Annotated in this window: 12 protein-coding genes and 1 pseudogene; 4 read left to right on the forward strand and 9 right to left on the reverse strand. The window is 69.3% G+C overall.

Annotated elements, in window-relative coordinates; translation table 11 throughout:
* Window position 1 precedes the first annotated feature (1 nt).
* Window positions 2–883 (forward strand): hypothetical protein, encoded by an 882-nt coding sequence (locus tag ACFFJD_RS15650; RefSeq protein WP_382365822.1) that lies wholly within the window; start codon window positions 2–4, stop codon window positions 881–883.
* A 263-nt stretch (window positions 884–1,146) separates the two neighbouring features.
* Window positions 1,147–2,553 carry an HNH endonuclease signature motif containing protein gene (locus ACFFJD_RS15655; RefSeq protein ID WP_382365824.1) on the forward strand — a complete coding sequence of 469 codons (1,407 nt, stop codon included), beginning with the start codon at window positions 1,147–1,149 and terminating at the stop codon, window positions 2,551–2,553.
* A gap of 160 nt (window positions 2,554–2,713) precedes the next feature.
* On the opposite strand, the gene ACFFJD_RS15660 is transcribed toward ACFFJD_RS15655, so the two are convergent.
* Entirely contained in the window at window positions 2,714–3,733 is a 1,020-nt protein-coding gene (locus ACFFJD_RS15660; protein ID WP_382365826.1) for an NAD-dependent epimerase/dehydratase family protein, read from the reverse strand.
* 29 nt (window positions 3,734–3,762) lie between these two features.
* Entirely contained in the window at window positions 3,763–5,145 is a 1,383-nt protein-coding gene (locus ACFFJD_RS15665; protein WP_382365828.1) for a flavin-containing monooxygenase, read from the reverse strand.
* Window positions 5,146–5,307: 162 nt separating this feature from the next.
* On the opposite strand from ACFFJD_RS15665, the gene ACFFJD_RS15670 reads away from it, so the two are divergent.
* The gene (locus ACFFJD_RS15670) at window positions 5,308–6,297 is read left to right on the forward strand and encodes an AraC family transcriptional regulator (protein ID WP_382365830.1); all 990 of its coding nucleotides are present in this window, start codon (window positions 5,308–5,310) and stop codon (window positions 6,295–6,297) included.
* Between the two features lie 2 nt (window positions 6,298–6,299).
* Here the strand turns inward: ACFFJD_RS15670 and ACFFJD_RS15675 are convergent, their stop codons facing one another.
* From ACFFJD_RS15675 to ACFFJD_RS15695, 5 genes and pseudogenes are all read right to left on the reverse strand, one after another.
* The gene (locus ACFFJD_RS15675) at window positions 6,300–6,833 is read right to left on the reverse strand and encodes a flavin-binding monooxygenase-like family protein (RefSeq protein ID WP_382365832.1); all 534 of its coding nucleotides are present in this window, start codon (window positions 6,831–6,833) and stop codon (window positions 6,300–6,302) included.
* Window positions 6,834–6,982: 149 nt separating this feature from the next.
* Window positions 6,983–7,675: pseudogene (locus ACFFJD_RS15680) on the reverse strand (flavin-containing monooxygenase); the annotation flags it as partial.
* Between the two features lie 11 nt (window positions 7,676–7,686).
* Window positions 7,687–10,212: an FtsX-like permease family protein gene (locus tag ACFFJD_RS15685; protein ID WP_382365834.1), complete on the reverse strand. Its 2,526-nt coding sequence runs from the start codon at window positions 10,210–10,212 to the stop codon at window positions 7,687–7,689.
* Window positions 10,209–10,838, reverse strand: coding sequence for an ABC transporter ATP-binding protein (locus ACFFJD_RS15690; RefSeq protein WP_382365962.1), 630 nt, complete (start codon window positions 10,836–10,838; stop codon window positions 10,209–10,211). Before ACFFJD_RS15690 ends, ACFFJD_RS15685 begins: the two co-directional genes overlap by 4 nt.
* Before the next feature lie 47 nt (window positions 10,839–10,885).
* Window positions 10,886–11,224 (reverse strand): DUF4229 domain-containing protein, encoded by a 339-nt coding sequence (locus ACFFJD_RS15695; RefSeq protein WP_382365836.1) that lies wholly within the window; start codon window positions 11,222–11,224, stop codon window positions 10,886–10,888.
* 153 nt (window positions 11,225–11,377) lie between these two features.
* Here ACFFJD_RS15695 and ACFFJD_RS15700 point away from each other — a divergent pair, with 153 nt between their 5' ends.
* Window positions 11,378–11,581: a BldC family transcriptional regulator gene (locus ACFFJD_RS15700; protein WP_382365838.1), complete on the forward strand. Its 204-nt coding sequence runs from the start codon at window positions 11,378–11,380 to the stop codon at window positions 11,579–11,581.
* A gap of 238 nt (window positions 11,582–11,819) precedes the next feature.
* Here the strand turns inward: ACFFJD_RS15700 and ACFFJD_RS15705 are convergent, their stop codons facing one another.
* Entirely contained in the window at window positions 11,820–12,668 is an 849-nt protein-coding gene (locus tag ACFFJD_RS15705; RefSeq protein ID WP_382365840.1) for a 3-hydroxybutyryl-CoA dehydrogenase, read from the reverse strand.
* A 37-nt stretch (window positions 12,669–12,705) separates the two neighbouring features.
* Window positions 12,706–13,734: a c-type cytochrome biogenesis protein CcsB gene (ccsB, locus tag ACFFJD_RS15710; RefSeq protein WP_382365842.1), complete on the reverse strand. Its 1,029-nt coding sequence runs from the start codon at window positions 13,732–13,734 to the stop codon at window positions 12,706–12,708.
* Window positions 13,735–13,762: the final 28 nt, after the last annotated feature.

Here is a 13,762-nt window from a genome sequence, read left to right on the forward strand (position 1 = left end):
CGTGCGCTTCAATCCGCCGCCGAACTGGCCGAGACCGCCCCACCCGGACTGGCAACCGCCCGCCGACTGGCACCCCGACCCCCGCTGGGGGCCGCCCCCACCAGGCTGGTCGCGATGGGTCGACGAACCACGCCCCGCGAGTGCGCTGCGGCGGCGTCTGACCCATCCGGTCTGGGCGACGGTGGCCACGCTCGTGACTGTCGTCGGCATCGTGCTCGCGGTGCTCCCGACGCTCGGGTCGGGCGACGTGCCCGACGCCGAGTTCGCAGCCGTGTCCCTGTCCCGGCCGGTCGACATCACCGCCGAAGAGTTCAATGTCTCGTCTCACGACCGAATCACGAGGCCCGACATTTCTGCGTCGTCCGTCGATCTCACCATCAAGAACAATACCGACGTTCCGCTTGCCTACTCGCGGCTTGAGGCCGAACTCCTCGGCGAGTCGAGCTGGGACTGCCATCGCTCCGGCGGCGAAGTCGTCGTCGATGCCAGTTACGCGGTCAGCCTGCCGTGGGGCCCCGGCAACAGCGGATTGCAGTCGACCGAACTGCCCATCGACTTCACCGTCCCGCCGGAGGCAGCCGCCCGAATGGACATGACCATCGGTCCGGATCGCGAGACGTACGGGATAATGCTGTTCGCGGTCCGCGTGACCCTATATGCCGAGGGAGCGGGCACCCTCACCACGCCACCGCTGGTACTGCTCACCGAGCCCAAGAGTACCGAGAATCACCTCGAATGGGCCCGTAAGCAAGTCGGCTTTCGCCTGGGCGAACAATGCCTGGCCGAGTACCTCGCCGACGTCGATGCCTTCATCGACCGGGATGCCCTGGTGTCGCCGGCCGCCGAGGAGTGGCTGGCCGGGCTTCGGTCGATGAAGGACTGACCGGAAAACGAAGCAGTCTCAACGAGAACCACCCCTTCACCCCTTTACGCAGGTAGAGAAGGTGCGGGAGTTCGTTCAAAATCTCGACTCGAACTATTGTGCTCGATAAATGTGAGGTGTACCATAGAGGCAAGCGAGAGGGGATGAACCATCCCGGACTCGCCCACAGAACTCTCGGAACATGAGTGGCCGGGTGACCGATCGTCACGCGGCTCGACCGGTTCCCTCGCTATTGGCTTCTCACGACCTGAGGAGTGGGCGTCATGGACGCAGCAACTCTCAACGCCTTCGCCGATCTGATGAGCGATGACCTCACTATCCCCGCTGGCACCGACATCGATACTCAGGCGAATCTCGCCCAGTTCCTGGCCCGGGCGCGAGCGGTCGACGACGACCGGGAACTCCTGGCCGTAGCCGCAGCGGTTCTACGGTTGCGCAATGTGGCCGACTATTCGGTGGCCGCGACGTGCGCCGCGATCGAACGAGTCGGACTACCCACCCGAAAGCATGTGCGGTCCGCCGCGGCGATCCTCACCGAACTCGGGGCGGCACCGGCCCTCGCCTACCGCGCCGGCCGGCTCGGGCAGGCGATGTCCGACGAGAACCTGGTCGCGGTAGTCCGTGGTTTACGTGATGGTGCGGTGTCGGCGGAACACGGTGATGCCGTGGCGTCTGGCCTCGGACACGTGGCAGGCCGCGTGGATTTGTCCGACGACGATCGCCGGAGGATCGTGCATTCGTTGATGGTGCAGACCTCGCCGGCGCGGGTGAAGGAAAAGGCTCGGGCGTGGGCGATCAAGTTGGCACCGGTCGAAGACGAACCCGACGCTGCGGACGGGTACGTGCCGGTCGCCGAGCGTGACGACCTGAACGAGATGACCCTGAACCGCACGGACGACGGCCGGGTGGCGGTGACGATCGACTTCGACATCGTGGCAGCCGAGGAACTCAGTGCGGCGTTGGATCCGCTCACGCGGCCGGTGCCCGAGCCGGATGGTTCGTCCGATCGGCGGTCGGCCAAGCGGCGGCGCGCGGATGCGATGGCCCAGGTGGTGCGCACGTATCTGGCGCATTCGGAGCGTCCAGAGTCCGGCGGAGTCTTGCCGCACGTCACCCTGTCGGTGCCCGCGGCGGTGGTCATCAACGGGCAAGTACTGGATTCCGTTGCGGGACAGACGGCTTCAATTCCGATCGCCGCGGCCGAGGATGACACGGCGGTGCCGTGGCTCGGGTTCGGCGGACCGATCTCGGCGCGCACGGCGGAGCTGATCATGTGCGAGGCTGCGGTGGCTTTGGCGCTGCTCGACGACAACGGTGTGCCGCTGAATGTGGGCCGCGAGAAGCGGCTGTTCACCCCGGGAATCCGCAAGGCGCTGGTCCTACGGGACCGTGGTTGCGCCTTCCCCGGTTGCGGTGTTCCGCCGTCGTGGTGCGACGGACACCACGTCGAGCATTGGGAGCACGGCGGGGCCACGAGTCTGGACAACGGTGTCCTGCTCTGCCGCCGGCACCACACCGTGATTCACCACGGTGGATGGGAAGTGTTCATCGGCCACGATCGGCAGCCGTGGTTCGTGCCGCCAGCCGATCCGGAGCATCCGAAGCGTCGTCGTGAACCGATCCGGTCGAATGCGCGACGAACCTTGACCTTGTCAACCAGCGCCGCGTGAGGCGCATGAAACCAGTGCCGGGAACGGTTCCCGACGCGATGTGTTATTTGAAAATTTCATAGTGTGCCTGCCCCGCGGGGCGGGCCCGGGTGGTCAAGGGGACCGTCCGCGCCCGCCGGGGAGGCCAGGCGGGTCGAGCCGAAGGACGGGCCGACGACGGTCAGCGGGTGAGCAGGCCCTCGCGCTGCGCCCACTCCTGCGTGCGGCGCATACCTTCGTCGAGGCTGATCGCCGGCGCGTACCCGAGCATCGTGCGCGCCTTCTCGATCGAGTACTCACCCGGTCGGTTCAGCATGTGCACGGTAGCCGGGGTCAGCTCACTGGCCTGGCCGAGGCGACGTTGCACCGTACCGACCGCGCCGGCCAGGGCCACCGCGAGGCTGGTCGGCAGCGTGCGGACCGAGGCGTCGATCATGTCCCCGAGACGCCCGAAGTACTCCGCACAGGTCACGCCGTGACCGTCGGTCAGGTTGAACACCTGCCCCGCCCCGGCCTCCGACGCGGTGGCCAGCAGGATGCCGTCCACCAGGGTGTCGATGTACACCGGGGTGAAAGTCCCGCGGCCGCCGTTCGGGAGCACCATCTGCCCGGCGCGGATCATCTCCAGGGAAGTGATCACCCACGGCTTGGACGCCGGGCCGTAGACGTCGCCGGGCCGGATCACGGTGCAGTCGATCTCCCCGGCGGCGTGCGCGGTCATCACCACGGCCTCGGCGTTCACCTTGGTGTCGGTGTAGCTGTACCCGTTGACCCGGACCGGGTACTTCTCGTCGACCTGGTCGGGATAGTCGAAGCCGTAGGCGGCCACCGACGAGAGGTGCACGAAGCGGCCCACCCCCGCCTCGGCGGCGGCGGCCAGCACCTTCCGGGTGGAGTAGGTGTTGACCTCCCAAGCGTCGTCGAGGGGCGCGGAGTTGGACACGATGGCGGCGGTGTGGATCACCGCGTCGACACCGTCGAGCGCGGCCGCCCACTCCGACGGGTCGGAGATGCTGCCCCCGAGAATGCCGGCGTCGGCATCGGGCAGCAGGTCCACACCGGTCACCTCGGTGCCGAGTTCGCGGGCGCGTTCGGCGAGGGCGCGGCCGATGAAGCCGTTGGCGCCGGTGATGAAGATCTTCGCGGGCAGGGCGGGTGCGGGCCGTTCGACGGCCGGCGCGGTCTGCGAGTTCGCGGTCATGGGGGGTCCTTTCGGGGAGGTGGTGTGGGTCAGCGCAGGCCGAGCAACGGCCGGGTCAGGCGCTCGCGCAGCGACGGATTGGGCCGGTAGGCGCGGACCTCGAGCAGCGCGCGCCGGTAGCGCCAATAGTCCACCTGCATGGTGTGCCGCTCGGAGCGGACGTAGCGGGCGGCGAGAGCGGCCTGGTCGTCGGCGATCCACTGACGCTGCTCCGCCTCCGACGGCAGCACCGACGCGCCGGTGATCAAGTCGCCGACCCATTCGGACTGCATCTCCATGAACGGGATGCCGGAGCCGACCGCCTGAATGAAGCCGATGAAGAACAGGCCGGGGCGATCCGGCGTGAGCACCCGCTGGTACAGCGGCATCGCGTTGGCGGCGGGGTCGTAGACGTCCTTGTCGAAGAACGGCAGCGACACCTTGTAACCGGTGGCGAAGACGACGATGTCGACGTGCTGACGGACGCCGTCGACGAACACCACCTCGTCGTCGTCGAACTTCTCGATGTCGGGGTGCACCGCGATGTCGCCGTGGCCGACGCGGTCGTAGAACTCCGCCGACACCGTCGGGTGCGCGTGCAGGATCTTGTGATTGGGCTTGGGCAGCCCGCGGTCCTCCGGACGGCCCGCGGCCAGTCGGGCGGTCAGCCCGTACAGCGCGCGCTCCACCGGGAACGGCACGTAGGCCATCAGCGGCGAGCCCAGCTGGTCGATCGGCTTGCCGAAGGCGTACTTCGGGAGCACGTGGACGCCGCTGCGGGTGGACACGTGCACCGAGTTCGCCGTCTTGATCGCCTCGCAGGCGATGTCCATGCCGGAGTTGCCCACACCGATCACCAGCACGTCCTTGCCCTCGAACACCGACTGCTCGTGGTACTCGTGGGCGTGCATGGTCTCGCCGCTGAAATCGCCGGCGAACTCCGGAATCTGCGGGATGCTGTGGTGCCCCGGGCCGAGCAGCACATAGCGGTAGGTGCGGGTGACACCGTCGCCGGTGGTCACCGCCCACCCGTTGCCGCCCATCGGGCCGTCACCGGGCAGCGGGTCGATCTTGGTGACCTCGGTGCCGAAGGTGATCCGGTCCAGCAGCCCGTGCTCCTCCGCGAAGCCCTGGAAGTACTCGGCCACCAGGGTGTGGTGCGGAAAGTCCGGCCACTGCTCGGGCATCGGGTGCGACGGGTACTCGGTGAGCGGCCGCGAACTGTTCAGGTGCAGCGACTTGTAGGCGGGCGAGCTGCCGTTGTCGTTGTCGATCCGCCACAGGCCGCCGACCATCGAGCCCTTCTCGAACCAGTCGAAGTCGATACCGCGGTCGGCCAGTGCCTTGCCCGCGGCCAGACCCGACGGGCCCGCACCGACGACGCAGGCCTGCGCGTCGAACGTCGGCTCGGCGGAATTGGTGGAATGAGTCATGCCGTCTCCTTACTCGTCCCGGGCGTCACCCGGCGTCGATCATCCCGAACAGTATGTGAGGCGCACCTCATCGGTCTTGCCCTATGACGACCATTACTTGTCATTACACGACTATCCTGGGCGGCACCGACATTCGCGACCGAGGGAGGTGGTGCACGCTCCATGACCGACCTCATCCGGGCCTCGTCGTTGGCGAACTTCGCCGACCTGGTCCACGAACTCGGCGGCGACCCCGAAGCGCTGCTACGCGCCCGCGGCGTCGATCCGCGCTTCGCCGGGCAGCACGACCGGTTCGTCACCTACACGGCCGTCTGCGCCGTCTTCACCGACGCCGCGCGCACCCTGAACTGCCCGGACTTCGGGCTGCGCCTGTCCCGCCGCCAGCGCATCGACATCCTGGGCCCGGTGGCGGTCATCGCCCGGCACTCCGACACCGTCGGCACCGCGCTCGACGAGGTGTCGCGCTATCTGCACAGCTACAGCCCCACCCTGGCGACCGCCCTGGTCCGCGGACCGGAGTCGTCCGAGTTCACCTTCACCGTGCTGCTGCGCCACCTCGTGCACCGCCAGCAGGCGGTCGAGGTGGCCCTCGGGATCGGGATCGATCTGATGCGCTTCCTCGTCGCCCCCGACTTCGTCCCGATCGCGGTGCACCTCGAACACTCGCCGGGCGCGGACCCGCACGTCTATCGGGAGCTGTTCGGCGTGGACGTGGCCTTCGACGAACCGCGCAACGGGATCGTGCTGCCCAACCGGGTGCTCGACACCCCTATCCGCGACCGGGACGCGGCCGCCCACGAGCTGGCCGAGCGTTACCTGGCCGCCGAACGCGTCGACCTGACCACCCCGGACCTGGTGCGCGGCCTCATCGAGCGTCTGCTCCCCCTCGGCCAGGCCACGCTCATCGGGGTCGCCCGCGAGTTGACGCTGCATCCGCGCGTCCTGCAGCGGCGCCTCGCCGACACCGGCGATCGGTTCGAGAGCCTCCTCGACGACGTCCGCCGGGAGCAGGCCCTGCGGCTGGCGCCCTCGGGCCTGTCGGCCGCGGAGATCGCGACCGCGCTCGGCTACGCCGAGGCCAGTTCGTTCACGCGCGCCTGCCGCCGGTGGTTCGGGGTACCGCCCCGACGGCTGCTGGCCGAGGCCCGCTGACCTCAGCGCAGGCCGAGCAGCGGCCGGGTCAGGCGCTCACGCAGCGACGGGTGGGGACGCAGCGCGCCGGCCTCCAGCAGCGCCCGGCGGTACCGCCAGAAGTCGACCTGCATGCTGTGCCGCTCGGAACCGCCGTACCGGCTCGCGAGGACGGCCAGGTCGTCGTCGATCCACCGCCGCATCACCGGCTCCGGCGGCAGCACCGAGGCCCCGGTGATCAGGTCGCCGATCCACTCGGCCTGCAATTCCATCAGCGGGATGCCCGAGCCGACCGCCTGGAAGAAGCCGACGAAGAACAGCCCGGGCCGCTCCGGCGTGAGCACCCGCTGGTACAGCGGCATGGCCCCCACCGCCGGGTCGTACACCGCCGGGTCCAGGAACGGCAACGACACCCGGTAGCCGGTGGCCAGCACCAGCACGTCGACGTGCGCGCGGGTGCCGTCGACGAACTGCACGACGTCGCCGTCGAAGCACTCCACGTCGGGCGCCACGGTGAGGTCGCCGTGCCCGACGAGGTCGTACAGTTCCGAAGACACCGACGGGTGCGCGTGCAGGATCTTGTGATCGGGTTTCGGCAGCCCCGGTCCGGGGGCCGTCCCGCGGCCAGCCGCACGGTGAGTCCGTACAGCGTGCGCTGCACCGCGAACGGCAGGTACGCCATGTACGGGGAGGCGAGCTGATCGATCGGCTTGCCGAAGGCGTACTTGGGGATCACGTACACCCCGCGCCGGGTGGACAGCCGCACCGACCTCGCCACGCGCGCGGCCTCGCAGGCGATGTCCATGCCGGAGTTGCCGACGCCGATCACCAGGACGTCCTTGTCCGCGAAGATCGACGGCTCGTGATAGTCGTGCGCGTGCAGACTCTCGCCGCCGAACGACCCCGCGAACTCGGGCAGCTGCGGATCGCTGTGGTGGCCGGTGCCGATCACCACCCGGCGATAGGTGCGGGTGCGACCGTCGGCGAGGGTCACCGCCCACCCGCTGCTGCCGGCCGGGCCGTCGCCGGGCAGCGGCACGATCGCGGTCACCTCAGCCCCGAACGTGATCTTGTCCAGCAGGCCGTGCCGCTCGGCGAAGTCCTGGAAGTACTCGGCCATCAGGGTGTGGTGCGGAAAGTCCGGCCACTGTGCGGGCATCGGGAACGACGGATACTGCGTCGACGCCCGCGAGGTGTTCAGGTGCAGCGACCGGTAGGCGGGGGAACCGCCGTTGTCGTTGTCGATCCGCCACAGCCCGCCGACCATCGAGCCCTTCTCGAACCAGTCGACGTCGACGCCGCGCTCGACCAGGGCTTTCCCGGCGGCCAACCCCGCGGGTCCGGCACCGACGATGCAGACGGCGGCATCGAACGCCGCCGCGGGGCTGTACTCGGCCATGCCGGAAGACCCTACTCGGCGGTGAGGGACTCGGTGATGTTCATCCGCGCCGCGCGCGCCGCAGGCACGACGGCCCCGAGCAGGCACAGCGCGGCCGCGATCGCCACGTAGCCGGCCGTGGACCACAGTGGCTGATAGACGATGTCGATGGAGGTGGTCTCGGCCAGGCTCCGGTCGGCCACGTAGTGCAGCCCGGTACCCATCACCAGGCCCACCACCGCGCCGACGATCGCCACCGACCCGGCCTCGGCCAGCACCATGCGGACCACGAACCGCCGGGACGCCCCCATCGCGCGCAGCACGCCGAGCTCGCGGCGTCGTTCCAGCACCGACAGCAACAGCGTGTTGAGCAGGGCGATCGCGGCGGCACCGGCGACGATCCACTGGATCGCCACGGTGAAGGCGCCGGCCTGCTCCACCGTCGCCTGCGTGGCCTCGAGCGCCTGCGCGCCGGTGTACACGTGCACCGGCCGATTCCCGGCCCCCGGATAGTCGGCGACGATCCGCCGCAGCTCCCGCTGCAACTGCTCGCGGTCGGCGCCCGGCTCGGTGAAGATCTGCAGATACGTGTCGCCGGGGCGGTCGAACCACTCGGCCAGCAGCGTCTGCGCGATCGCGGCCGTGCCGGAGTCGATGGTCACGTAGTTGACGGTGTCGCGCACCACCAACTCGTGATAGCCGGACGGTGTGGCCAGCCGCAGGGTGTCGCCCACCTCGACGCCGAGGGTGCGCGCCAGCACGCGCGAGATGAGGATGCCGTCGCCGGCGAGGGTCTGGGCGGCTGCCTCCGGGGTGGCCTTGTGCAGGAACGGCGCCGCGGCCCCGGGTTCCAGGCCCTGCAGCATGGCGCGCGCCGAGCCGATGTTGACGGTGGCCCACTGCCCGCCGGCGATCCGCTCGACACCGGGCAGCGCCGCGGCCTTCTCGGCGATCTCCGGGTTCAGCACCGGCCCCACCGGGATGTCGCTCTTGTCGCGGGAGGACACGTAGATGTCCGGGTCGCTCAACCCCTCCAGCGAGTTGCCGATGGAGCCGACCATGTTGCTCAGCGCACCGGAGATCCCCACGCCCACCGCGATCGCCACGCCGACGGTCATCACCGTCGCCCACACCCGCCGCGGCGCGCGTTCGCTGTTGATCGCGGCCAGCCGGCCCGGCCCGGAGAACCGACGGCACACGGCGACGACGCCCCGCACCAGCGGCACGGTGAGCCCGAAGAAGACCAGGATCGCGCCCAGCGAGTAGACGGCGCCGGACAGCAGCGCGGGGCGGCCCTCGACCGTCCGCGTCATCACGAACGCGCCGATCACCATCGCCAGCCCCACCAGGCCGGTGATCCACAGCAGGCGACGGGCCGGCGGGTCGGCGTCGGCGGTCTCCCCCGGCACCATCGCCTCCACCGGAGCCACCGAGAACACCGAACGGGCGGCCAGCGCGGTGGCCGCCACGCAGGCCAGGACGCACGCCGCCACCGCGAGCGGCGCCGCGTAACCGGGCAGCGCGAAGTCCACCTCGAGCGCGGCCGAGCCCACCGACGTGGGCAGTCGCCCCACCGCCCAGCGCCCGGCGAGCCATCCGACGGGCACCCCGAGGAGACCGCCGACCAGGCCGAAGACGGCGGACTCGGCGAGCAGATCGGTCACCAGATGTCGACGGCGCGCCCCGAGCGCGCGGATCATCGCCAGCGACTGCCGCCGCGAGGCGACCGCCATGTTCATCGTGTTGAACACCAGGAACCCGGCGATGATCAGCGACACCAACGACACCAGCAGCGTCGAATCGCGGGTCACGGCGCTGGCCACTTCGGCCTGCTTGACCCGGAAGTCCGGATCCACGACGCTGGCGCGCCCGTCCACCACGGCGCTGACCTCGCGGTTGAGCGTCTCGGTGGCGACGCCGTCCTTGGGCACGATCATGATCGAGTCCACGGCCCCCTCCAACCCGGCCAGGCGCTGCGCCAGCGGGAGGTAGGCGAAGACGAAGCGGCCGCCGTTGAGGACCTTGGTCTCCGGGTCGTCGACCACTTCCAGGACCCGCACCTGCGTGCCGCCGATGTCCACCGTGTCGCCCTTGCGCAGCCCGGTGCCCGCGCCGACGACCACACCGTCGTCGAGGTCGGCGGTGTCGACCGACCTGCCGGAGGCGGCGAAGGCCGACCGCAGCTGGGGCGAGAGCGAGGTGACGCGCAGGTCCGAGCCGAGGAGGGTGGTGGGCGTGCCGTCGAGCAGTACCGTGCCGCGGACCAGCGGCACCACGGCCTTCGCGTCGGGCACCTCGGCGCGCAGCCTGCCCACCAGCGCGGCGTCGACGCCGGTGTCGGCGATCGCCGCGACCTCCACCGTCGCGGCGCCGGAGAGGGCCGCGTTGAAGGCGCGGACGCTCGCGGCCATCGAGCCGTAGGCGCCGAGCACCGCGATCAGCAGCCCGGAGGCCACCACCACGACGATCATCGAGGTGACCACCCGCAGCCGATGGCTGGCCAGTTCGCGCAGGTTCAGCACTCGCACGCGGGTGAGTGCCGCCCCGAGCGCGCTCACGTCACCTTGCCGTCGCGGACGGTGATCACACGGTCGCTGAAGTCGGCGGCGTTGTCGGCGTGCGTCACCATCAGGACCAGCCGGTTCGGGTCGTCGTGCGCCACCTCGGCCAGCAGCGCCAGCACCTCGGCGCCGGTCTTGGAGTCCAGGTTTCCGGTGGGTTCGTCGGCCAGCAGGATGGTGGGGTCCATGATCAACGAGCGCGCGATGGCCACCCGCTGCATCTGCCCGCCGGACAGCTCGCCCGGACGGTGGTTGATCCGATCGCCCAGGCCCACCCGCTCCATCAATTCCACGGCGCGCGGTTTGGCCGCCGACAGCGACTGCGAATCGAGCAGCCGGGGCAGGGCGACGTTCTCCCACGCCGACAGCGTCGGGACCAGGTTGAAGAACTGGAAGATGAAACCGATCCGATGGCGCCGGAACTCCGAAGCGGCGTCGTCGTCGAGCGTGGACAGATCCACCCCGTCGACGACGATGGAACCCGAGGTGGGGGTGTCCAGCGCCCCGAGGATGTGCAGGAGGGTGGACTTACCGGCCCCGGACGGACCGATCACCGAGACGAACTGCCCGCCGTCCAGGCTGAGGCTGGCACCGTCGAGCGCACGCACCCGCTCGTCGCCCATCCGGTATTCGCGCACCAGATCGGTGGCTTCGACGAGCGCCACGGCGGCTAGTCGTTGTCGCCGCGGAGCCGCGCATGCAGGTCCGAGCGCCGCGCGGCCCGGTCGGCGTCGACCGCGGCGATCTGCTCGTTCACCTTCAGCCGGATGGTCTTGAAGGCCACCATGCCGATGGGCAACGCGATCAGCACGCCGAAGACCGCGGCCACCAGGAGCGGCACCTTCACGTCGAAGAGCAGACCGACCGCCCAGATCACGGCGGCGAACACGACCACCAGACCGAAGCGCACCAGGGTGTACAGCGCCACCCATCCGACCAGCGCACCGATGCTGGCCTTCGGGGTCGTCGAGGCCGCCCCGTCCGTCGATTGTGCCTGGTCATCTGTCATGGTCCCAGCCTACGTGTTCGGGCGGAGGAGGCCGAAACGGAACCCGATCAGTCGGACATTACCGACTCTTTACTGTTTCCTGACCATTCGAGCACCTGCCCCTTCGGGGTGTATTCCTGGAGATGTCCGAAAAGGTCGAGATTTGGAGGAACGATGACTCTCGCCGAACACCCGATCATCACGCCGAGCATGGCGCGCCAGCACACCCTCACCCCGGGTCAGGTGGCTGAGATGTTCAATGTGAACCCCAAGACCGTGGCACGCTGGGCCAGCACCGGGCTGCTCCCGTCGATCCGCACGCCGGGCGGCCACCGCCGCTTCCGGGAGGCCGACGTGGTGGAGCTGCTCAACCGCTGAGCCACGTCCCCGCCGATCAGCGACGGGTACGCTCGGGAGCATGCTCTACGTGTACGTGCTGATCGTCGTCGCCACAGTCGTGTTCATACTGTGGAAGATGTCGAAGGCCTCGCAGGGCCCCGCCGGAACATCGTCCCGACGAGAAGCCCCGCGAGGCCCGGACGACGACCCCGAGTTCCTACGGAAACTCTGACGGGTCGTCGTCTACTGCAAACAGTCGCCTGCTGCGAAGACCGGACTACTTGGAGTAGTCGTAGAAGCCGCGACCGGTCTTGCGACCGAGGTAGCCGGCGTCGACCATGCGGCGCAGCAGCACCGGCGGCGCGTAGTGCGCCTGGCCGAACTCGGCGTACAGCGACTCGGCGACCGCCAGGCAGATGTCCAGGCCGACGGTGTCGCTCAAGCGCAGCGGACCCATCGGGTGACCGCAACCGCTCACCATGCCCTCGTCGATGTCCTCGGCGCTGGCGAAGCCGCTCTCGTACATCCGGATGGCGTTGGTCAGGTACGGCACCAGCAGCGCGTTCACGATGAACCCGGACTGGTCCTTGGACTCGATGGTGCGCTTGCCCAGGCCGTCGCGCGCGAAGTCGGCCACCTTGGTCACCACGGCCGGATCCACCTTGAGGGTGGTCACGATCTCCACCAGCGCCATCACCGGCACCGGGTTGAAGAAGTGCATGCCGAGCACGCGCTCGGGGTGGCGCGTGGCGTTGGCCAGGCGGATCACCGGGATCGACGAGGTGTTGGTGGCCAGGATCGCGTCCTTGCTCACGATGTCGTCGAGCTTGGTGAAGTACTCCAGCTTCAGCGACTCGATCTCCGGCATCGCCTCGATGACCAGCTCGCAGTCGGCGAACGACTCCAGGTCGGTGGTCACGGTGATGCGCTCGAGGGTGGCGGCAGAGTCGGCCTCGGCGAGCTTGCCCGCCTTGACGGCGCGGGCCAGGCTCTTGGCGATCCGCTCACGGGCCGCGTCGACGGCCTCCGCACGTTCGAGCACACGCACCGACGAGCCCGCACGGGCGACGACCTCGGCGATACCGGCACCCATGGTGCCGCCGCCGATGACTCCGACGTTCTTCACACTTACTCCTCTTGATTGTTGACCGCGCGCGGGCGACTTACAGCCCGGCGTACGAATGCAGACCCGAGACCACCAGGTTGATGGCGAACAGGTTGAAGATCACCGACGCGGCGCCGGCGACGTTGATCCAGGCGGCGCCGATGCGCCAGCCCGCGGTGGCACGAGCGTGCAGGTAGGCGGCGTAGATCACCCAGGAGATGAAGCTGACGGTCTCCTTGGGGTCCCAGCCCCAGTACCGGCCCCACGCGGCCTCGGCCCAGATGGCGCCGAGGATGATGCCGATACCCAGCAGCGGGAAGCCGACGACGACGCACTTGTAGGCCAACCGGTCCAGGGACTCCTTGGACGGCAGGATCTCGGTGGCCGCGGGCCACCGGTCCTTGACCAGGAACAGCACGCTCAGCACGCCGGAGACCACCAGGAGGCCCGAGGCGATCGAGATCACCGAGACGTGAATGGCCAGCCAGTACGACTTGAGCGCGGGCACCACCGGGGCGGCGTCGGCGTACAGCGCGGTACCGCCGAAGAACATCATCACGAGCACCGGCAGCAGCACGAAGCTCATCATCGGGCGGTACTTGACGTTGCGCAGCGCCACCAGGCCGCCGACCACGGCGGCGGCACACGTCACCGAGATGAACTCGTACATGTTGCCCCACGGCATGCGCTCGGTGGCGACACCGCGCAGCACGATCGACGCGATGTGCGCGATCAGGCCGATGAAGACCACCGGGTAGGTGGCCGCGCTGAGCGTGGCCGACCGACTGCGTCGGGGCTTCTTCGGTCCGTCGTCGATACGGCCGGGGGTCCGGTCGCCCGCCGACGGCACCGCAGTGGTGGTCGCGGTGGTGCTGGAGCCACCGGCGCCGGCGTGGACCAGTTCCCGGTCCGGTGCCGCAGCCAACGCCTCACCGGCCGCGGTCCGGGTCTTGGCCGCCATGGCCAGCGAGACCAGGAACAGCACCATCGCCAGGAAGTAGACGATGAGCGCCACCATGTAGAACTCGTCGGACAGACGCCCGAGCGTCTCGTTGACGTAGACGCCCATATCTGTATCGGTGTTCACGTGATCGATTCCTCGATTTCTTCCTCGG

Source organism: Gordonia phosphorivorans (genome assembly GCF_042432625.1).
In the GTDB taxonomy this organism is placed as follows: domain Bacteria; phylum Actinomycetota; class Actinomycetes; order Mycobacteriales; family Mycobacteriaceae; genus Gordonia; species Gordonia phosphorivorans.